A 21,270-nucleotide genomic window follows, 5' to 3' on the forward strand; every position below is an offset into this window, starting at 1 on the left:
TAGGTTACTAACCGTTGTCATAAAAGAGCTTAGAACTCAGTTGCCCAAAACTGGAGCAATAATAGAGTCTCGCATTAAGATAGTGAAAAGGTCGCACCAAATTGGTGCGACCTTTTTTGTTATTAGTATCTTATTATCTTTATTTTATTAAAAATCAACAGTTTAACTTTTTGGCACACTACTTGGATTGTAATAAGAGAATTAACGGGATGAGTGAAGAATTTAAGGAACGAATATGAAATTAATAAATGCCATTGTTAAGCCATTCAAATTAGATGACGTACGTGAAGCGCTATCTGATGTGGGTATTGAAGGTATGACGGTCTCTGAAGTGAAGGGCTTTGGTCGTCAGAAAGGACACACTGAATTATACCGTGGTGCAGAATACCAAGTCGACTTCCTGCCAAAGGTGAAGCTAGAGATTGCTACTCAAGCTGAAAACGTTGACCGAGTTGTTGAAGCGATCAGCCAAGCGGCACACACAGGCAAAATCGGTGACGGTAAGATTTTTGTGTATGACCTAAGCCAAGCCGTGCGAATCCGTACTGGTGAAATGGATGCAGAAGCACTTTAAAGAATTACAAGGACTGGAGACTTTAATATGGAACTTACAACAACAGTAACGGAACTACGTTACGCACTAGATACTTTTTTCTTCCTCATTTCAGGTGCTTTGGTAATGTGGATGGCAGCAGGCTTCGCAATGCTAGAAGCTGGCTTAGTTCGTTCAAAGAACACCACAGAAATTTTAACTAAGAACATCTGCTTGTATGCGATTGCATGTACTGCGTTCTTAGTCGTTGGTTACAACATTATGTATGTCGATAACGGAGAAGGCGGTTGGCTACCATCATTTGGTACTCTGATTGGTACTCAAGGTGAAGGCGCAGACCACTCTTTGGAATCAGACTTCTTCTTCCAGGTAGTATTCGTTGCAACCGCAATGTCTGTGGTATCTGGTGCAGTAGCTGAGCGTATGAAGCTTTGGTCATTCCTAATCTTCTCTGTAGTACTAACAGCATTTATCTACCCAATGGAAGGCTACTGGACTTGGGGCGGTGGCTTCCTATCAGAAGCAGGCTTCAGTGATTTCGCAGGCTCAGGGATCGTACATATGGCGGGTGCAGCAGCAGCGCTAGCAGGTGTTCTACTACTTGGTGCTCGTAGAGGTAAATACGGTAAAAACGGTGAAATCTACCCAATTCCTGGTTCGAACATGCCACTTGCTACACTAGGTACATTCATCCTCTGGTTTGGTTGGTTCGGCTTCAATGGTGGTTCTCAACTGATGGTTTCAGATTTCGAGAACGCAACAGCAGTGGGTCAAATCTTCCTTAATACCAACGCAGCTGCAGCAGCGGGTGCAATCGCAGCACTACTAGTATGTAAGACAACTTGGGGTAAAGCGGACTTAACTATGATTCTTAACGGTGCGTTGGCTGGCCTAGTAGCAATCACTGCAGACCCTCTATCACCATCACCTCTGTTTGCAATGGCAATTGGTTCAGTATCTGGTGCACTAGTGGTGTTCAGTATCATTGCTCTAGACAAAGCTAAGATTGATGATCCAGTAGGTGCTATTTCAGTACACGGTGTGTGTGGTTTCTTCGGTCTAATGGCTGTGCCACTAAGCAATGCAGACGCGACATTCGGTGCACAACTATTTGGTGCAGCAGTAATCTTTGCTTGGGTATTTGGTGCAAGTCTAGCGGTATGGGCTGTACTTAAAGCGACAATCGGTATTCGTGTAAGTGAAGAGGAAGAGTTAGAAGGTATGGACATGCATGACTGTGGTGTAGGTGCTTATCCAGAATTTGTGTCGGTAAAATAATTTACAAACATTTACATTTAACCTGCTTGAAACCTGCTCAGATGAGCAGGTTTTTTTGATGTTTAACGTTGTGTTTAATCTAATGATACATATAATAATGCAACTGATAAATATTATCATTTCTATGCGAAAAGGATTGAATCATGAAAAAACTGCTAACTCTTTCAGCTCTTGCGTGCAGCACTATCGCACCAGCAGCAATGGCTGCAGAAGAAGTAAACGTATACTCTTACCGCCAGCCTTTCCTTGTTGAGCCAATGTTCGATGAGTTCACAAAAGAGACAGGTATTGAGGTAAATGTTAAGTTTGCTAAGAAAGGTTTAGCAGAGAAGCTAGCTCAAGAGGGCGAATACAGCCCTGCAGACGTGGTATTAACTGTTGATATCAGCCGTCTATCTGAGCTAACTGAAAAAGGTTTGGTTCAAGCGGTAAACAGCGACGTTTTAGAAAAGAACATCCCTGCTCAATACCAAGATGCTGACAACGAGTGGTTTGCTCTAACAACTCGTACTCGTAGCGTATACTCTTCACGTGACCGTGTTGGTCGCCTAGGTGAAGACTTCACTTACGCTGATCTAGCGAAGCCTGAATTCAAAGGTAAAATCTGTACTCGTAGTGGTAAGCACCCATACAACGTTTCTCTAGTATCTTCTATGATTGCTCATAAAGGCGAAGCAGAAACTAAAGAGTGGCTAGAGGGCGTTAAAGCAAACCTAGCTCGTAAACCTCAAGGTAACGACCGTGCACAAGTTAAAGCTATCAAAGAAGGTCTATGTGACGTCTCTCTTGGTAACAGCTACTACCTAGGTAAGATGGTTAACGATAAAGAGCAAAAAGCTTGGGCTGACGCTGTTTACATCAATTTCCCTAACCAAGAGACGACTGGTACTCACGTAAACATCTCTGGTATGGCAATGGCTAAGTACTCTCCAAACAAAGAGAACGCAGTTAAGCTAATGGAATTCCTATCTGGTAACACAGCACAAGGTATGTACGCAGAAGTAAACTACGAATACCCAGTTAAAGCTGATGTTAAACCTTCTGATCTAGTCGCTTCTTGGGGTGAATTCAAAGCAGACACAATTTCTCTAGACGAGATCGCAGATCATCATGAAGCTGCAATCAAGCTTCTAGACGAAGTTAAATTCGACCTATAATTATTAATATAGGTTTCGGCCAATATTAGATTTAACAACCTCAAGTTACCGTTTTTGGTGCTTGGGGTTGTTTCGTTTTTAGTTAAGTCACTTTTTGAAACAAAGCTCTCGTTTGATCTGGAGAGTTATTAGCACAGCTCCTTGAAGTCATTATCGTATATGGGTATAAATAACCCCCACCACTAAAAGGGCATGAGATGTATTTGCAACTGCATTTGTGTTTCATTAAGCCTCGTTGTAATTAGGCGATGAAAGAAAAGAATTATTTATGGAACACCAGTAGTGGATTGATAGCTTTACTACTGGTTTTTCCGATCTTAGCGATATTCACCACCGCTGTAGGTGAGACAAATGAGCTGTTTTCTCATTTGATGTCCACAGTGATGCCGACTTACGCTTATAACACGGTTGTTTTGGTGATCGGAACTATGTTCCTATCGCTGTTATTTGGTATCCCTTCAGCTTGGATCATGGCGATGTGTCGCCTGCCAGGTGAGAAAGTGTTGCAGTGGGCATTAGTTTTGCCACTCGCAATGCCAGCTTATATTGTCGGATATATCTTTACCGATTGGTTTGACTTCGCTGGCCCCGTGCAGATTCTGCTTCGCGACCTAACTGGCTGGGGGCCTGGGGAGTATTGGTTCCCGGATATTAGAACCTTGTCCGGCGCAATTATTGTTCTGTCGCTTGTTCTATACCCTTATGTATACCTGTTGTGCCGTGCTGCATTCATTGAACAGAACGTCTCTCTACTTCAATCCGCTCGGTTATTAAAATGCTCACCTTGGGAAAGCTTCCGTCGAATCTCTTTGCCACTTGTACGCCCATCAATGGCTGTCGGTTTATCTTTAGTTGCTATGGAAACCATCGGTGATTTCGGCACGGTCAGTTACTTTGCTGTGAACACCTTAACGACTGCGGTTTATGATACCTGGTTAGGCTACTCAAGCTTGACCGCGGCAGCGAAAATATCGGCAATCATGTTGGTTATAGTGATTCTGTTGTTAAGCTCGGAGCGATACAGCCGACGCAAACAGAAGCTATTTCAAAATCAATTCAGTAGCAGTGAAGATTTTCGTTATGATCTGTCTGGTTGGAAAAAATGGCTAGCGATGTTTTGGTGTTGGGGGCTAGTCTGCGTCGCATTCTTGTTCCCACTTGGTCAATTAATTATTTATGCTTATAAATATTTCGGCCAAAGCTGGACTCCAGAGTTTAGAGAATACGCCGTTAACAGCTTATATGTTTCTATTGTGGCTGCGCTAATCGGTGTGATTATTGCTCTTATTGTGAACTTTAATCAACGAGTAAGCCCGGGTAAGAGAAGTCAGGCATACATGCGTCTTGCTTCTATGGGTTATGCCGTACCTGGCACCGTGTTGGCGATTGGTGTGATGGTGCCAGTTTTGTTTATGGATCACCTAGTCAACGACATCGCGAAAATGATGGAGTGGGGGCGCCCGGGATTAATCTTCTCTGGTTCGATGTTTGCGCTTATTTTCGCGATGGTCGTACGTTTTTCTGCGGTTGCCATCGGCAGTGTGGAGAGCAGCTTAAGCAAAGTGTCACCGTCTTTGGATATGGCTTCAAAGACTATGGGCTGTAATACCAACCAGATGTTACGCCGAGTGCATCTACCCCTGATTAAGCGTGGTGCTTTGATTGCTGGACTATTGGTGTTCATCGAATCGATGAAAGAGTTGAATGCTGCGCTGCTGTTGCGTCCGTTTAACTTTGAAACCCTGGCAACCTATGTTTACAACTATGCCTCAGATGAGCATCTAGAGCTGGCTGCTATGCCAGCTGTGTTACTTGTTCTAGTGGGTTTAATCCCGTTGATCATCGTCAACCGTTCTTTGGAGCAAAAAAACTAATGAGCTGTGCATTATCTATTAAAGATCTGACTTGTCAGTATGAATCTCAAACGGTTCTCGAGTCGCTTTCTTTTGAAGTTGAACATGGCGAGATCGTATGTCTACTTGGCGCTAGTGGCTGTGGTAAAACAACCTTACTAAAAGCGATTGCTGGATTACTTCCGTTGAGTCATGGGGTAATGAATCTTAACTGTCAGACTATTGATGATGGTAAAAATTGGCTACCACCTGAGCAACGTAACATCGGCATGATCTTCCAAGACTATGCGCTGTTTCCGCACCTTACCGTCAATCAGAACGTAGCATTTGGTCTGCGTGATATGTCTGAGCAAGACAAGAAAGCAAAAGTGAAAGAGATGCTAGAGCTGGTTCACCTTGATCAATATGGTGAGCGTTACCCTCACCAGTTGTCAGGTGGACAGCAGCAACGTGTCGCTATTGCTCGCTCTTTGGCTTACAAGCCTGATCTATTGTTACTTGATGAACCGTTCTCGAACATTGATACCCAAGTTCGTCACGAGTTGATTTCTCAGATCCGCAAGATCTTTAAGAAGCAGGGTGTAACCGCTATTTTTGTTACTCACAGTCGTGAAGAAGCGTTTGCCTTCGCGGATAAAATGGCCGTAATGAACCATGGTGTGATTGAACAGTATGGTTCAGCATCTGAGCTGTACTTCCACCCATCAAGCAAGTTTGTGGCTGATTTCTTAGGCGGTGGTAGTTACTTAAATGCTCAGCGTATTTCAGATAATGAATTCGAAACTAGCTTGGGCTTAGTGGAAGCAAAAGCGCAAACGGAAATTGATGTTGGCTCTGAGTGTGCACTGTTACTACGACCTCAACACATTGTCGCGAGCCACGATACAGAGAGTAACTTGTCGGTATTGGAGCAGCAATTTATGGGCGACCATTGTCGTTATGTGATTGAAGCTAATGGTCAAAAGCTACTGGCGACCTCGTCGGAAGCACTAGCCGTTGGCATGCCAGTCACCGTGAAGGTAGACACTAAAGGTGTGTTGGCATTTTAATTTAGTTAGCTGCTGAGCTAGCAACTCGGCACAAAAAAGCCCAGCACTTTCACCAAAGTACTGGGCAAGAGTTCTTCACCTATAGGCTTTAACAATGCAGTGGTTTATTGAGTCCCATATAAAAGTGCTGCACTCTATAAGCCTATAGAGAGAGGAAGTCTCTCACTTTTTGAAGAACACGTTCTGCTGTCTCTTTATCTTTCATTTCAGCGAAGATTCGAAGTAAAGGCTCTGTTCCAGAGAAACGAGCAATAACCCAGCCGTCACTCTTAAAGTACACCTTGGCACCATCTTCATAGCTGACTTTTTCAATCTCATACTCAAACTCAGGCAGCTGCTTCTCTACGTAGATCTTGGTGTAGAGCGCTTCTTTTTCTGAAGGTTTGAACTTGCAATCGCCTTCCGCGGTGTAGGCATAGCCATACTTCGAGTAGATTTCATCAAGCAATTCAGACAATTTCTTACCTGTTACACTGATCATCTCAACCAGTAGACTAGATGCGAAGACTCCATCTTTACCTTTGATGTGGCCACGAATGGTTAAACCACCGGAACTTTCACCACCAATCAGAGAGTCGTCGGCTTCCATTTGCGAGCTGATATGCTTAAAGCCTACTGGAACCTCAAAGCTTTTTTCACCATGATCGGCCGCCACTTTATCGAGTAGGTGAGTGGTTGCGATATTACGAACGACCGATCCTTTCCAGCCCTTGTATTCCAACAAGTAGTAGTAAAGCAACAGTAGTACTTCGTTAGGGTGAATGAAGCTACCTTTCTCATCGATAATACCTAAGCGGTCAGCATCGCCATCGGTACCAATACCGATGTCATACCCTTCAGCTGCAACCAGGTGCTTCAAGCGATAGAGCGTAGCTGCGCTTGGTGATGGCATTAATCCACCAAAATCTGGGTTTTTACCATCGTTGATCACGTCGACATCGCAACGGCCATTGATAAGAACCGTTTGTAGGGCGTTTTTCGCTACACCAAACATAGGGTCAATCAGTACGCGCAGGTTTGCTTTCTTGATTGACTCGATATCGATGAAGTTAATGATCGAATCAACAAAGTCGTTCATTGGGTTGATGATTTCGATCTCTTTGTCGTTCAACGCTTGTTCGAAGTCGACACGGATAACGTCTTCGTTGGTTAGAGTTGCGATTTGCTGTTCGATCTTCTCTGTGATGATCTCATCAGCATCACGACCACCTTCAATAAACACCTTGATGCCGTTGTAATCCGCTGGGTTGTGAGAAGCGGTAATACATGCCGAGTAGGTGCAGCCCATTTCTTTTGCTTGGAACATTACGATAGGGGTTGGAACAAACTTATCGATGAAGCTGACTTTGATGTTGTTAGCGGCTAATACTTCAGCAAACCAACATGCAGCTTTATCAGAAAGGAAGCGACGGTCATAACCGATCACAAATCCTTTTTTAGCAGCATCTTCATTGTTGATGATGTTTGCCAGTGCTTGTGCCACAAGGCGAACGTTCTCTTTGGTGAACTCTTCACCAATGAAAGCTCGCCAGCCACCTGTACCAAATTTAATCATTAGAAAATCCTTTTAGTCTCTTTGCCTCAAACCCAATAGGCTTGAGGCAAGCTTGGTTGGTGAAGTAGTGTGACTAGCCTAGAACAACGATAACATCGTTCACGCTGCCTTCAGCTCGAACTGGGATTGCGCCTTCTACTGACTCACCGTTGATAGTGATAGAGGCAACCCCTTTGCTTACTGCATTCGGGTTCTGTACCGTGATGTTGTATGTCGCACCACGCCATTGGCGAGTAACCTCAAACTCTGGCCAATCTGTTGGAATACAGGGATCTACGGTTAAGCCTTCAAAGCCTGTCCGAACACCAAGAATGAAGTTGGTTACCGCAAAGTAAGCCCAACCAGATGTACCGGTTAACCATGGGTGGTTTGCACGGCCGTGGTCTTGGTGGTCTTTACCCATGATGAATTGCACGTACGAGTATGGTTCTGCGTAACGTGTTTCAATCATGTCGTTTTGGTTGTATGGGTTAAGTGCATCGTAGAATTTCATCGCACGGTCACCACGACCAAGTTTCGCTTCTGCTACCCAAGCCCATGGGTTCGGGTGAGAGAAGATGGCGCCATTCTCTTTTACGCCTTGGTAAACGCGAGTGACGAAGCCGATGTCATCGTTTGGTGTCGCGAATGATGGAGAGTTGAGGTGCAGGCCGTATTCAGAGAATAGGTTCTCATCGACTGCATCCATCGCTTTCTCACCACGCTCTTGAGAAACCGCACCAGACAGAACGGCTAGTGTGTTGGATTCTAGGTGTACACGACCTTCTGCTTGTTGAGCTGTGCCGATCTTGTCGCCATTTTTGGTTAGACCACGAATGTACCAACCGCCTTCTTCATCCCAAAGGTGTGTTTCACAGGCTTCACGTACGTTCGCGGCCATTTCAGTATATTTCGTAATGTCAGCATCATTATTGCGGAACTTAGCAAGATCTAAGAATTCTTGCAGGGCCCAGAAGTGAAGGAATGAAACCATTGAAGACTCACCACCACCTAGGTTCAAACAGTCATTCCAGTCAGCACGTAGCCCTTTACAGATACCTGTTTGACCAACGTATTCTGCAGAGAAGTTCAGTGCTGCTTTCATATGTTCGTAGACTGTCGCTTCACCGCCGTCTGCGTAAGGAATCACTTCATCAAAGAAGTCATGTTCACCGGTTTCCATCACGTATTTGATGATGGTCGGAACGATCCATAGATGATCATCAGAACAAGTATCTTCAATGCCGTGGATCTTGTCGTCGTCTGATGGAGTCGGAACTACCGTTGGTGATTTTGAAGGCTTAACATCCGCTTTCTCTGGATCGAACCAGTCTGGATCGAATAGGTGTAGACCGAAGCCCGCTTTAACTTGGCCGCGTAGTAGGTCGACGATACGTTTACGAGTCATCGCTGGGTTAGCGTGAGGTACTGAGATAGCGTCCTGAGCTGTATCACGGTAGCCAAGACCTGTGCGGCCCCCCACTTCAATGAACGATGCAAAGCGCGACCACACCACACAGGTTTCTGCTTGGTATAGTGTCCAGGTGTTGATCATGGTGTCTAAGCCTTCGTTTGGAGACCTAACTTGGAACTTGTTACAACGTTCGTACCAGTGATCTTTGATACCTTGGAACGCAGCATCTACGTTTGCAGTGTCTTGGTATTTCTCACGTAGGCGTTCACCGTTACCTTTGCCGATACCTAGTATGTAAGCAAAACGAACTTCTTCACCCGGTTGGATGGTGAATTGCTTATGCAGAGAGCCACAGTGGTTGTAACAGGTTTGAGCGTTGTTCGAACATTTACCGTTTTCAACCGCAATTGGGTTTGCTTCATCGCGGTACATGCCAAGGAAGTTGTCACGCTGGCCGTCGTAGCTATCTGGTGAGAAGGTGGATGCTAGGTAATAGAAGCCTTCAAAGTCGTTAGTGTTGTAGTACAGATCGTATTCCAACACACCTTCTTGGTAAGACGTGCCCGCAGAGTACAGAGACATCTGGTGGTTTTGGTTGTCTGATTGAATATGGCTGAACGAGAACTCTACAAATGAGAATGTGCTGATAGTACGTGGCTTATCAGTGTTGTTCTTTAGTACAACATCCCAAACTTCTGCATCTTCGCCCTTAGGCACGAATAGCGTTTTGGTTGCGGTAATACCGCTATATTCACATTTGAACTTTGAGTATGACAAGCCGTGACGAACTTCGTAGTTTGCTTCATCAAGGCTCTTTGCCACTGGCTGCCAAGAGATAGACCAGTAATCACCAGTTTCATCATCACGCAGGTAAACATAGTGTCCTGGGCGGTCAAAGGTGCCGTTCGGACGGAATTTAGTAACACGGTTGTATTCCGGAGAATTGTAGAACGAGTAACCGCCCGCATTGTGCGAAATTACAGTACAAAACCTTTCAGTACCTAGGTAGTTAGTCCAAGGTGCTGGTACATCAGGGCGAGTGATGACGTATTCGCGATTGTCGTTATCGAAATAGCCGTATTTCATTGTCATTTCCTTTTTAACAAGCTGCATCTATGCAGCTAATTTTAAATAGTGATGCTGAGTTTTATTAGACTGAGCACCTTAATTTGATTCAGCTTTCCAAGGGTTGCGGTAATCAACATTGAGTCTTTCGAGTAGCGAAAAATGACCCTTTAGGCGAGACAGGTAATCTAGCCAGTTTCGGTTGTTTTTATGTGTCCAACATCCTTCAGCTAAAGCGCTAATTCTTGGGAATACCATGTAATCCATACGCTTTTGGTTGGTGACGTTCTCACACCATAGAGCACATTGAATTCCGCGGACCCGCTTACGAATTGGGTCGGTGTCGGATATCTCAGCAAGTGCTTCGTAGGTATAAGCTTGTTCTAATGGGGTAACGGCAGCCCAATCTACGCCCGGCTCTTCCGGTGCATAATCTTGGGTCATGTCGAGATAAGTAAATTGTGCGGGTTGCAGTACCACATCAAAGCCTTGGCGAGCACAGTTCACAGCGGCTTCTTCGCTCAGCCACGAGTAGATGATGGTCTCTTTGCTCACCTTGTCGCCGTGTTGTGCCTCTTCCCAGCCCACCATGCGTTTGCCAAGCTGCTTAAGTTTGTTCTCGGCATAGCGGAACAGGTGGCCTTGTAGATCTTTGCTGTCTTGGTATTGATGTTCGTTCATCAGTGCTTGAGCGGCAGGGCTGTTGGCCCACACACCCGGTGGCACTTCGTCTGCGCCCATGTGAATTAATTCACTCGGGAAGAGTTCTGCGACTTCTTCAATGACGATATCTAAGAATTGATAAGTACCCGATAAGCCTGGGTTTAGTACATTGTCGTTGTAGTGTTGAATGCTCTTATATTGAGTGGTGTCCGCTTTCTCTATTAACATATCAGGCAGTGATTTGATCGCGGCGCGGCAGTGTCCCGGAATATCGATCTCAGGGATCACCGTGATGCTGCGCTGCTCTGCGTATTCAATAACTTCGAGAATCTGCTGTTGCGTGTAGAAGCCGCCATAATTCTCTGCAATGTGGGTATATTGCGGTTCTAATATATGGTCAGGACCACGCCAAGCCCCAATTTCTGTTAGCTGAGGTAGTTGCTTAATCTCGATTCTCCAACCTTCATCATCGGTTAGGTGCCAATGAAAAACGTTGAATTTGTAGTGAGCCAGCTGGTTGATTAAACGCTTCACTCGCTCTACTGAGTGGAAGTGACGTGCACAATCCAACATCATGCCGCGATATTTGAAACGAGGTTGATCGGCGATTTTGCAACATTGAACAGAGAAGTGTTCAGCATCTTGTTGTTGAACCAATTGGATTAAGCTAGCGACGGCATGCGTGAAGCCTGATTGACTGCCTGATTCTAGGATTACTTGCTGGACTGTGATCTTTAGCTTGTACTCGGCTTCATCTAAAGTCGGGTTGCTGTGAAATACAATGTCTCCGCTAGCTTCTAGTGATAGTTCTGTTGAAACCGCTAGCTCAAACGTAGTCAGTAATTCTTGTTGTAGCCAAGCACTGGCTTTCTCGGCCAAGTGAGACTGAACTTCAACTTTGCACGCATTGTTCAGTGCGAAGCTGCCTTGTTTCAGTTCGAATTGATTCGGTTGGGGTATCAGTGCTACCGCTGCCGCATCTACTTCTGGGATTTGGCTGCGCTCACGATATGGTGAAGCTAGTACTATTGGTGATATTGCTACTGGCAGTACCGAGGTTTCGTCTTGGTTATGCGTTTGGATAAAGGCGTCATTGAGACCATCAGAGTAGAAACGGAATGGGGCACTTTGAATACTGAATTCTAGATAGTAATGGTTGTTCGCCTTTAACACGTTGGCACTTGGCTGGTAAGAACAAAAGCTTCCTACCTGAGTTAATTCGCCTTGCGACAGACTCTCTGGAAGGATGAATCGGTCAAATGCAAAGTGGAGTGACCAATCTGTAACGTCAAGATCACTTAAGTTATGTACCGTAAGGCCAAATCGGCAGTTATTTTTTTGTTCAGAAAGAACAGCTAAGTCGATGCGATAATTCATATAACTTTCCTGCTAAGCCTGTTGATACAAGTTGTGTTGTGGTTTTCCGGCAAACATCAATGCGCCTTCGATAGCGTCAAATTGAGGTTCAACGATCCATTTTTGTACCTGTGGTGATAGCCAGTTGAGAATGCGCTCTGCGATACTTCCCATTAAGCACACCTTGTCTGCACCTTTGCGATGCAGTGCTATTACAAACATTTCAATATCAGCGGCGGTTTGCTTGAGCATCTCAATCGCGAGCTCATCGCCTTCGTTAGCCAGTTGAAAAATCACTGGCGAGAATTGACCATAGTCTTTTGGAATAGCGCCTTTTGACCATTCGACGATGGCATCAACATCATTACCAAAGTGGTTCATTACGTGATGAGTCAGTGGTGTCTTGTTGCGAATGCCATCTTCTGCAAGCAGGACTTGTTGAATCAAACGAAGACCCATCACTGCGCCACCACCTTGGTCGGAAATTGGAAACTCACGACCACCAACGACATGTTGTTCACCATCTTGTAGGTAGATGCCGCATGAGCCTGTTCCACCTATCATGATGGCGCCGTTTTGGCCGTTGTGGGCACCAATGCAAGCACCATAAGCGTCAGTGTTGAGCGTCATGCTAGCGAAAGGGTGCGGTTGTGCCATGAAGTCAAACCATGCTGACTTTTGTTCAGCACCTGCCAGCGCTAGGCCAATATGCATATTTGAAAAATGAATTGAATCGAGTTGCCCTTGCTGTGCCGCTTGAGTAATGGCATCGACAATTGAGCTCATTGCAACATCAACACCCAAAAGGATGTTAGCGCTGCCGCTTGTCGCTTCACCAATGAGTGTGCCTTGCTCATCGCGAATACGAGCACGACAAGAGGTGCCGCCACCATCAATACCCGCGTAATAAAGCGTCATGGTTATTGCTCCTTACGTTGTGCTAGGTAGTTGAATTGTGCAGCGGTTGCCAATAGGAACCATGCACCGTGAGGGATCCATTGTTCGCCCCAGCGCCAGTTTTGAAGCATGTCATCCTTTTGTGCTGGTGGATTGAACGCAATGTCTTGATCATCTTCAAAGCCAGCGGTAATGCCGTTACAGATACCGCCTTTGGCATTGAAAAAACCAAGCTGAGGTAAGTATTTAGGGTTGTTATGACCGTGACCATCAAGCATGCACATGTGGTAAGGGTTGAGGCCCAAGATCCAGTCGAGGCTGTTCTGTGAAAGCTGGATCAAACGTTCTTGCAAGCCACGGTCTTTAATGTGTGGCTGAACGAGGTAAGCCATGGTCGCTATAGAACCAAGGCGAGCGTTTTCGCCTTGCCACCAGTAGCCAGTTTCGTTCTTCTGAGCAATGAAGAACGCATCGCGCTTTTCACCATCAACATTTTTAACGTACTGTCTTGGGTAGCCAAATGGGTTGGTGACTTTATCGGTGATATCGATTTCAAACTGACACGCCTGCTCAACAACCGCACGAGCTTGTTCTTTCAGCTCTGCGTCAGTTTCATTATTGATGTATTCGCATAGGGCTATCACTGGCAAACCAGCTTCAGCAGCGTGGAAATATGGACGAGATCCATCAGTATTGGCTGACCAGAAGTGCTCAAATGAATCATCAGATTGCTGGCGAGCGCTTAATCTCGTAGCCCAAGTTCTAGCTTCTGAAAGGTACTGTTCGTCTTGTGTTACTCGGTAAAGTTCATTGGCTGCGAGTAGGGCGCAATACTCATCGATGATGTTCTCTTCACCATCGTTTAGGTACTGTAAGTTGTGTTCTTTTAGGTGCCAGTAACCTTTGGTCGCGGTATCAAGATAGGTTTGGCTCGAGTAGCTACCCGGTATGTCTAGTTCAGACGCTGCGGCAAGTGCTGCAATAGCCACACCAGCTCCTTGTCGGTAGCTGGCTTGCAAATCTGTTGATTTATGGCCTTCTTGAGTGGAGTACGCACAGATGTCGCGTTGGTTGATATCTTTGCTCCAGTTGTCGAATACCGTCATGTAGAAGTAGTCGGCCGCGTCTTGCATACGTACTAAGAAATCAGCACCGAATAGCGCTTCTTCCGTTAATCGTGTCATAGAGAATTTAGGGAAGTCTGGATTGTTGCTGGTTAAGCGCACGCTTTTAAGCATGTTCCAAACTACCATTGGAATCTGTTGTGGGTTTAGGTAATTACCATAAGACAAGTGACTAAAGTATTTACTTACATCGCCTGATGCGTCGTACCAACCACCATGCACATCAACGTATCGGTCGGTGCCAAGAATTTGGGCTTGGCGATCTTTTTTATCAAAAATGCCGCCACAACGTTGAGACTTAAAGTAGTGAAGCACATCAGAAAATGTTTTGTTCATTAGCAGGTTATTACCAATCTCAAACACTTCTGAACGAAGGTTGTCAAAGCGTAGGTAGTAACGTCCACTCTCAGTGAATGAGCTGAAATCGATCGTGAAGAATTGCCCTTGATGCCAGTTTGCTACGCGACCCTGTTTTACAAGGTCGAAGTTACCCACGGTAATATGGTTGTCGGCACACACTAGCAGTGCAGTAGTGCTGGATAAACGCGCTTTCTTTGTCTGTAGAATAGCTTGCTTAGGAGCCGAAGATTCGTAGCCAATATGGTTGGTCAATAACAGCATCAATATTCTCCAAAGGTCCTAGTTTCTTGTGGCTAGGTACCTGAATTGTTTTGGATATAAGTAGTTAGGGTCCTCAGACCCTAACTCAGTTTTAATGTTTAGCTTTCGTGTAGGTAACAGCGAACGAAGTGGTTCTCTGCTAATTGAGTCACGCCAGGAAGTTGCTCTTTACACTTATCCATTGCGTGAGTGCAACGACCAGCAAATGGACAGCCCACAGATGCTGGCGTCCAAAGCGGGATTTCACCTTTGTTGCCGGCTAGTTGGTCATGGATTGATTTCTTTGGATCGGGAACCGCTGAAACCAATAGTTGGGTGTAAGGGTGTTGAGGGTTAGCAATAACGTCATCGGTATCGCCCCATTCAACCATGTGACCTACGTACATTACTGACAGGTCTTCAGCGATGTAACGCGCGGTTGCGATATCGTGGGTGATGTAAAGCAGAGACATTTGTTTCTCAAACTTCATCTCTTCCATCAAGTTCAGAACGCCGGCACGAATCGAAACATCGAGCATTGACGTTGGTTCATCGGCAAGAACGACTTCTGCACCTACTGCGATGTTACGTGCAAGGTTTACACGCTGACGTTGGCCACCAGACAGTTGGTGTGGGTACTTTTTTGCTGTCTCTTTTGGTGGGATTAGGCCCACTTGTTCTAAAAGATCGTATACACGCTCTTCTAGTTCTCTCTTATTGCTAGGAGTCACCTTCTTGTGGATCAACAGTGGTCGAGCGATGTGGTGGAAGATGTTATGTGTTGGGTTTAGAGAACCAAACGGGTCTTGCCATACCATTTGCACACCTTCACGGTACTGCATCAGATCTTTACGGCTTGAGATATCTTGAATATCACGGCCTTTGTACTCAATGGTGCCGCCCGAAGGTGCGTACATTTTTGCGATCATTTTTGCTGTGGTTGATTTGCCTGAACCAGACTCACCAACGACGGCTAGGCCACGGCTTTTATACATCTTGAATGACACATCGTTGATCGCACGCATCATTGGGGTTTGAATAGTGGTACTGCTTATTGGGAAGTCTTTTACGACGTTCTTACCTTCTACCAATAATTGACCTAAATCTTTGCTCATAATTGTCTCCAGAATCCTTATTCGCTTTGCTTGCTTTTTGGCGGACGAAGCCGCCTTATTCGTTATTCACACTGAATCAGCGTGCAAGCTATAGCTTCCTTTGTACTATTGGGTCACCGTACAGGTGGCAGTTCGACAAGTGTCCCGGCTCGATAGAGCGCAGCTTGGTTGGTACCTTAGTACAGGTTTCATTTACACGGTAACAACGAGCTTGGAAGCGACATCCTTCAGGTATCTCTAATAAGTTCAGAGGGTTGCCTGGAATACCAGTTAGTTTTGTCTTTGGCCCTGTTAGTGGAGGGAAAGAACTACCCAGCCCTTTGGTGTAAGGGTGGTAAGGGTTTTCTAGAATATCTTGTGAGTTAGCGACTTCGATCAGTTCACCCGAGTACATGATGCCGATGCGGTCAGAGAACTCGACCATTAACGACAAGTCGTGGGTGATGAACAGAATCGAGAAACCAAACTCTTCTTTTAGCGCATAGATTTTTTGTAGGATTTCGCGTTGTACAACCACATCGAGTGCTGTTGTTGGCTCATCCATGATGATCAGTTTTGGATTCAGTGCTAACGCGATAGCAATAACTAGGCGTTGACGCATGCCACCAGAGAATTGGTGAGGGTAGTCACTCAAACGGCTAGGGTGGATATCTACGATTTCCAGTAGGCCTTCTGCGCGCTTTTTAGCTTGCTCACGAGTCATGTTAGTGTGACGCATGATTACGTCACAGAACTGCTCATCCATTGGTAACACTGGGTTGAGTGCGTTCATCGCACTCTGGAATACCATCGACATCTCACTCCAACGGAACGCTTGCATACGGTCATCACTGTATTCAAGAATGTTTTCACCATTGAAGATAACCTCACCACCACTGATGTAAGCAGGCGGCTTATGAAGACGCATTAGCGAGAAAGCAACGGTTGATTTACCACAACCCGATTCACCGGCTAGACCAAATACTTCACCAGGCGCGATATCGAAGCTAACGTTGTTACACGCACGCACATCGCCTGACTCTGTGATGTAATCCACGCATAAGTTGCGGATAGAAATTAGTGGTTCAGACATGATTATTTATCTCCGCTCCAAAGTACATTTTGTGGTGGTAGTTCTGGTTCGCGTTCTTGTTTATCTTGAGCAGCAAGCTTCTTCCAACGCTTCATACCTTTGTGAGAACGTAGTTGCGGGTTAGCAATTTCATCGACAGCAAAGTTAAGCAGGGCAAGGCCTGTTACTAGCATTGTTAGTGCGATACAAGGAGCTAGCAGTTCCCACCAAGCGCCAATCAGCATTGATGAAGAGGTTTGAACGTTGTAAAGCATGATGCCCCAGCTGATTGTGTTCGGGTCACCAAGACCTAGGAACGAGATGGTTGCTTCCATCATGATTGCGTACATCACTGAGCCGATGAAGCTTGCACCTACGATAGAGATAAGGTTTGGCAGAATCTCAACGAAGATGATGCGAATTGGAGACTCACCAAGTACTTCTGCTGCTTTAACGAACTCTTTTTCACGCAGTGCAAGAGTTTGGGAGCGAACAACACGGGCGCCCCAAGCCCAGGACATAAAGCCGATAACCAATGTTATTGTGAGTGGTCCTGCTTCACCGATGAAAGCAGCTACTACGAACAGTAATGGGTATTGAGGGATAACCAGCATGATATTCATCGCAGCGGTTAGTACGTCATCCACACGACCACCGAAGTAACCTGCCGAAACACCGATAACGGTTGCTAGTAGGCATACTGTTAGACCAGCACCGAAGCCTACTGCTAGTGATACGCGTGCGCCGTATACCACTTGTGACCAAACATCACGGCCCATACGAGTCGTGCCTAATACGTGGTCAGCCTTTTTAGACATGATCAGTGTGCGACGGTCGTCTGCAAGGTTTTGTGCCACCCAGCCGTTAGGGCTAGTTTGTGCAGACTTAACAACAAAGCCAGGGTACTCGTGTGGATTACCTGTCCGCTTGTCTGGTGCATGTTTGGTGATTAATGGAGCAGCAAGAGCGCCAAGAACAAAGATGCTTAGGATGATGACGCCTGTTAGGGCCATCGGGTTACGCCAAATGAGTCTTAGAAAGTCTTTCATGATTATTTACCACCCTTGCGAAGACGAGGGTCAAGAACTACGTAAAGCATGTCTGCAACCAAATTAAAGAACAGCATGAATAGCGTCATGATAAGTAACTGACCTTGCAGTACTTGGTAATCACGAGCGTTAATTGCGTTGAAAAGTACGCTGCCAAGACCTGGGTAGTTGAAGATGATTTCGATAATTAGCTGACCACCGATTGCCATACCTAGTGACATAGAAAGTGCGGTCACACTCGGTAGCATTGCGTTACGTGCTGCGTAGTTGAATACCACTCGGTTTTCGCTCAGGCCTTTGCCTTTCGCCATAGTGATGTAGTCTTCAGCAAGTAGGTTGATCATGTTGTTACGCATGTTGACTAGGAAGCCACCAATTTGAACAACTGAAGCACAGAACAGTGGTAAGAAAGCGTGGTAAGCAACATCTTTAATAAATGCCCAGCTTGTCCAATCAGGCACAGTACCCGCGGTATAAGCGTAACCCGTTGGGAACCACTTCAAGCCGATTGCAAAGGTAAATAGTGCAATCATCGCGATAACGACTTGAGGAACGGCTTGTAGAATCAGCATTCCTGGTGTCACAAAGGCATCGTATTTACTGCCACGTTTCCACGCCGCGAAAATACCTAGGATTGAACCGATAGAGAAAGAAAGAATTACAGCGGTACCCGCTAAGAACAGCGACCAGCCGAATGCTCCACCCAACAATGAGTTTACAGAAAGAGGGTAGAATTGAATTGATGTACCAAGCTCCCAGCTGAGGATGTTCTTCATGTACGCTGCGTATTGAACTAGCAAGCCGCCATCAACGAAGCCTAATAGTTCTTTCATTGCAGCAATACGTTCTGGAGTAACTTGTACAGAAGCATTCGCAAACATCATGGTAACTGGGTCACCAGGCATTGCTCTTGGAATAATAAAGTTTAACGTCGCTGCAACTAATAGCGCGACAAAATAAAATGACAAACGTCTTAAAAAATAACCCATAACTCACACCTTACTCACCCAGATTGTTTCCCTGTTTCTGGATTCAGGTCGCTCCTAGCGAAATTTGGAACGAACAACCCCCTGACGACGAGCGCCATACTTTCAATTGAGAGTGTGGGGATTTTTATAAGCGGCGTAAGAGATTACGCCGCAAGGATTGAATGATTACTTATTTAACTGGTTTTAAGTCCAGTACATGAAGTAGACGCTCTGGAATACCAGCCCAAATGTTTGGACGGCCTTTTGGATTTTCTTCGTTCCACCAACCAGTGAAGCGAGTTGTGTTGTATTGGTACATGTAAGCACCAGACATCACAGGGATTGTCACTTGGTCTGCAGCGATGATTTGCTGGATACCGTGTGCAATGTCTAGCTGTTCGTTCTTATCAGCTGTTTTATAGAAGCTGTTTAGAAGACCATCTAGTTTCTCGTTTTTGTAGAAGTGCATAGCGAAACGAGGCATACCGTCACCAGATTGTAGTGATGAGTTGTAAGCACTGTTCCAGTACGTGTATGGATCCGCACCGTGGAAGTAGTTTGTGTATGCTACGTCGTATGTACCTTCAAGCATTGCTTGGTTGTATACAGAGAAGTCTGGCGTTCGAGCTTTTGCTTTGATGCCCACTTCGTTTAGCTGCTCTACCGCTAGTTGAACTGTGTTGTTGAAGTCAGTCCAGCCGTTTGGCGATTGGATCATTAGTTCGAAAGACTTACCAGATGGGGTGTCTACAAAACCGTCGTTGTTTACATCTTTGAAGCCAGCGTCAGCAAGAAGCTTCTTCGCGCCTTCAGCGTTGTAAGTGTTAAAGCCTTTGTACTTGTTGTGAGTCTTTTCATCAGACCAAGTTTCGAATGCGTAGCCAAGGCCAGATGCGAAGTCGTTCACTGTACCGCCACCGTAGAATGCGATGTCGATGATAGTTTGACGGTCAAGCGCCATGGAAAAGGCACGACGGAATTCAACGTTGCTTAATGCTTCATGCTTCGCAGCATCTGGGTGCTTGAAGTTAACAACGAATGCTTGTGTACCTGCTGGCGGGTACCAGTAGTGGTGTTTAGGGCTAGCTGCCGCGTACGTACGGTCGATGTCTGGAACGAAAGAAGACGTCCAGTCCATTTCACTGTTTACAACTTTACCTAGGAATTGGTCGTTGTTAGCAATTTGTGGAACACGTAGACAGTCAACATCTAGGTTATCTGCATCCCAGTAGTTCGGGTTTGCACACTGGATGTATAGTTGCGCTGTAAACGTATCGATTACTGTAAATGGACCTGAACCTACCGGGTTTTCATTGGTAAACGTTGATGGATCTTTAACGTCTTTCCAGATGTGCTTGGGTACTACAGGTACTTTAGCAATCTCGTAAGGTACGTTTGAGTTTGCTTCTGTTAGGTTGAACTTAACTTGGTTGTCGTTTAGTTTTTCTACAGAAGTTACCCAAGAGTTGATACCAGATTGGTCAAGCTCTGGCTTCTCTTTTACAAGGTTGAAAGAAAAAACAACGTCATCAGCAGAAAAGGTTTCTCCATCAGACCATTTAACACCCTTACGAATGTCGAAAACAACGCTCATCAGATCATCTGACATTTTGAAGTTTTCAGCTAGACGGAACACAGGAGTGTTACCGTGCATTTCGTTAAATACTACTAGCGGCTCGTATAGGAAGTCAGTTGTAGTATGAAGGTTAGTCGCACCAAGGTACGGGTTAAAGTTACGTACGAATGTTGTGTACTCTTTCGGGTGAATAGTCAGTTCGCTGCGTTCTGCAGCTGTTGCTACTGATGCAAAACTTGTCGTAGCAGTTGCAATAATTGCTGTTGCTAGTGCTGTTTTTTTTATATTGGCAAGCATAGCTGTTCCTTACTATTTGCTTTCATTTCACTAATGGATTGAATGTTATCTATCGCTAATTGGTGAGTAGATACACACTCTGGTTAAAGGCCTACCTCTTCTTGGTTGCTCCAGATTCATCGCTGTTTCTGAGAAGTGGTAAGAGTGGCCTGTAGGCCTTTGGCAGGAGTAAGAAAACACCTTATCGATGGATTAATCAAACTCGTTTCCCGTCAAAAACGTTAAAAACAGATAACCTCACGTCATTAACGTCAAAATAGGGCGCTTTGGTGGTTTTTTGTTCGTGATTGTTAGGGTGATGTGACTCGCAACTAGTTGAGTGTTGAATATTTTATGTAAGTGTTCACTTACATTGGGTGTATTTAAAGATGGCGGTTTTTTCTAATTTAATCTAATTGTAGATCTTGGTCACTTACTAATTTTACGTTAAATTTTTCGAGAAAATTAAATCTGCCGTTCTATTGTGACTCGCTTCTCAAACTGCAACAAATAGTCAGGCTACGGTTAGAATCGGTGGAGAATAGAGCGAAAACTGGTAGTTGATGCCGATACTCATTACGTCGAAATAGCGTGATATTTCTCTTGTTTAAAGCTGTAAAAGAAGTGGGTGTGAACGGCTCTAATTGTGCTTTTTACGACTCTTATATGTACAAAAAAGCCCACGCAAGGTG

The 21,270-nt window shown here is 45.3% G+C and carries 15 protein-coding genes; 5 read left to right on the forward strand and 10 right to left on the reverse strand.

Annotated elements, in window-relative coordinates; translation table 11 throughout:
* The first annotated feature begins 235 nt into the window (after positions 1–235).
* The 5 genes from glnK to ACTRWI_RS18480 all read left to right on the forward strand — a co-directional run bounded on the left by glnK (position 236) and on the right by ACTRWI_RS18480 (position 5,890).
* Positions 236–574 carry a P-II family nitrogen regulator gene (gene glnK, locus ACTRWI_RS18460; protein WP_004738200.1) on the forward strand — a complete coding sequence of 113 codons (339 nt, stop codon included), beginning with the start codon at positions 236–238 and terminating at the stop codon, positions 572–574.
* A 27-nt stretch (positions 575–601) separates the two neighbouring features.
* The gene (locus tag ACTRWI_RS18465; protein ID WP_499133241.1) at positions 602–1,831 is read left to right on the forward strand and encodes an ammonium transporter; all 1,230 of its coding nucleotides are present in this window, start codon (positions 602–604) and stop codon (positions 1,829–1,831) included.
* A 143-nt stretch (positions 1,832–1,974) separates the two neighbouring features.
* A complete protein-coding gene (locus ACTRWI_RS18470; RefSeq protein WP_499133242.1) occupies positions 1,975–2,988 on the forward strand; it encodes a Fe(3+) ABC transporter substrate-binding protein in 1,014 nt (337 codons plus the stop codon).
* 248 nt (positions 2,989–3,236) lie between these two features.
* The gene (locus tag ACTRWI_RS18475) at positions 3,237–4,862 is read left to right on the forward strand and encodes an ABC transporter permease (protein ID WP_499133243.1); all 1,626 of its coding nucleotides are present in this window, start codon (positions 3,237–3,239) and stop codon (positions 4,860–4,862) included.
* Entirely contained in the window at positions 4,862–5,890 is a 1,029-nt protein-coding gene (locus ACTRWI_RS18480) for an ABC transporter ATP-binding protein (RefSeq protein ID WP_499133244.1), read from the forward strand. Before ACTRWI_RS18475 ends, ACTRWI_RS18480 begins: the two co-directional genes overlap by 1 nt.
* A gap of 142 nt (positions 5,891–6,032) precedes the next feature.
* On the opposite strand, the gene ACTRWI_RS18485 is transcribed toward ACTRWI_RS18480, so the two are convergent.
* The 10 genes from ACTRWI_RS18485 to ACTRWI_RS18530 all read right to left on the reverse strand — a co-directional run bounded on the left by ACTRWI_RS18485 (position 6,033) and on the right by ACTRWI_RS18530 (position 20,599).
* Positions 6,033–7,445, reverse strand: a complete 1,413-nt coding sequence (locus ACTRWI_RS18485) for a phosphoglucomutase/phosphomannomutase family protein (RefSeq protein WP_499133245.1) — start codon at positions 7,443–7,445, stop codon at positions 6,033–6,035.
* Positions 7,446–7,518: 73 nt separating this feature from the next.
* Complete coding sequence (locus ACTRWI_RS18490) at positions 7,519–9,924, reverse strand: glycoside hydrolase family 94 protein (RefSeq protein ID WP_499133246.1); 2,406 nt, start codon at positions 9,922–9,924, stop codon at positions 7,519–7,521.
* A gap of 78 nt (positions 9,925–10,002) precedes the next feature.
* The gene (locus ACTRWI_RS18495; protein WP_499133247.1) at positions 10,003–11,943 is read right to left on the reverse strand and encodes a beta-N-acetylhexosaminidase; all 1,941 of its coding nucleotides are present in this window, start codon (positions 11,941–11,943) and stop codon (positions 10,003–10,005) included.
* Between the two features lie 12 nt (positions 11,944–11,955).
* Positions 11,956–12,840, reverse strand: coding sequence for a glucosamine kinase nucleotide-binding domain-containing protein (locus ACTRWI_RS18500; RefSeq protein WP_499133248.1), 885 nt, complete (start codon positions 12,838–12,840; stop codon positions 11,956–11,958).
* A 2-nt stretch (positions 12,841–12,842) separates the two neighbouring features.
* Positions 12,843–14,564, reverse strand: coding sequence for a glycoside hydrolase family 9 protein (locus ACTRWI_RS18505; RefSeq protein ID WP_499133249.1), 1,722 nt, complete (start codon positions 14,562–14,564; stop codon positions 12,843–12,845).
* 98 nt (positions 14,565–14,662) lie between these two features.
* On the reverse strand, positions 14,663–15,658 hold the full coding sequence (locus ACTRWI_RS18510) for an ABC transporter ATP-binding protein (protein WP_499133250.1): 996 nt from the start codon (positions 15,656–15,658) through the stop codon (positions 14,663–14,665).
* Between the two features lie 88 nt (positions 15,659–15,746).
* Complete coding sequence (locus ACTRWI_RS18515) at positions 15,747–16,730, reverse strand: ABC transporter ATP-binding protein (protein WP_499133251.1); 984 nt, start codon at positions 16,728–16,730, stop codon at positions 15,747–15,749.
* Positions 16,731–16,732: 2 nt separating this feature from the next.
* Positions 16,733–17,758 (reverse strand): ABC transporter permease, encoded by a 1,026-nt coding sequence (locus ACTRWI_RS18520; protein ID WP_499133253.1) that lies wholly within the window; start codon positions 17,756–17,758, stop codon positions 16,733–16,735.
* Positions 17,759–17,760: 2 nt separating this feature from the next.
* Entirely contained in the window at positions 17,761–18,747 is a 987-nt protein-coding gene (locus tag ACTRWI_RS18525) for an ABC transporter permease (RefSeq protein WP_004738220.1), read from the reverse strand.
* Positions 18,748–18,916: 169 nt separating this feature from the next.
* Positions 18,917–20,599, reverse strand: a complete 1,683-nt coding sequence (locus tag ACTRWI_RS18530) for an ABC transporter substrate-binding protein (RefSeq protein WP_499133254.1) — start codon at positions 20,597–20,599, stop codon at positions 18,917–18,919.
* Positions 20,600–21,270: the final 671 nt, after the last annotated feature.

This window comes from Pseudoalteromonas sp. G5_S1_14_S5, from assembly GCF_054968605.1.

Excerpts from the sequence above, each read along its gene's own strand:
- ACTRWI_RS18475 (WP_499133243.1), top strand. The coding sequence starts at position 3,237 with ATGAAAGAAAAGAATTATTTATGGAACACCAGTAGTGGATTGATAGCT.
- ACTRWI_RS18530 (WP_499133254.1), bottom strand. The coding sequence starts at position 20,599 with ATGCTTGCCAATATAAAAAAAACAGCACTAGCAACAGCAATTATTGCA.
- ACTRWI_RS18495 (WP_499133247.1), bottom strand. The coding sequence starts at position 11,943 with ATGAATTATCGCATCGACTTAGCTGTTCTTTCTGAACAAAAAAATAAC.
- ACTRWI_RS18515 (WP_499133251.1), bottom strand. The coding sequence starts at position 16,730 with ATGTCTGAACCACTAATTTCTATCCGCAACTTATGCGTGGATTACATC.
- ACTRWI_RS18480 (WP_499133244.1), top strand. The coding sequence starts at position 4,862 with ATGAGCTGTGCATTATCTATTAAAGATCTGACTTGTCAGTATGAATCT.
- glnK (WP_004738200.1), top strand. The coding sequence starts at position 236 with ATGAAATTAATAAATGCCATTGTTAAGCCATTCAAATTAGATGACGTA.
- ACTRWI_RS18520 (WP_499133253.1), bottom strand. The coding sequence starts at position 17,758 with ATGAAAGACTTTCTAAGACTCATTTGGCGTAACCCGATGGCCCTAACA.
- ACTRWI_RS18525 (WP_004738220.1), bottom strand. The coding sequence starts at position 18,747 with ATGGGTTATTTTTTAAGACGTTTGTCATTTTATTTTGTCGCGCTATTA.
- ACTRWI_RS18485 (WP_499133245.1), bottom strand. The coding sequence starts at position 7,445 with ATGATTAAATTTGGTACAGGTGGCTGGCGAGCTTTCATTGGTGAAGAG.
- ACTRWI_RS18500 (WP_499133248.1), bottom strand. The coding sequence starts at position 12,840 with ATGACGCTTTATTACGCGGGTATTGATGGTGGCGGCACCTCTTGTCGT.
- ACTRWI_RS18505 (WP_499133249.1), bottom strand. The coding sequence starts at position 14,564 with ATGCTGTTATTGACCAACCATATTGGCTACGAATCTTCGGCTCCTAAG.
- ACTRWI_RS18490 (WP_499133246.1), bottom strand. The coding sequence starts at position 9,924 with ATGAAATACGGCTATTTCGATAACGACAATCGCGAATACGTCATCACT.
- ACTRWI_RS18470 (WP_499133242.1), top strand. The coding sequence starts at position 1,975 with ATGAAAAAACTGCTAACTCTTTCAGCTCTTGCGTGCAGCACTATCGCA.
- ACTRWI_RS18465 (WP_499133241.1), top strand. The coding sequence starts at position 602 with ATGGAACTTACAACAACAGTAACGGAACTACGTTACGCACTAGATACT.
- ACTRWI_RS18510 (WP_499133250.1), bottom strand. The coding sequence starts at position 15,658 with ATGAGCAAAGATTTAGGTCAATTATTGGTAGAAGGTAAGAACGTCGTA.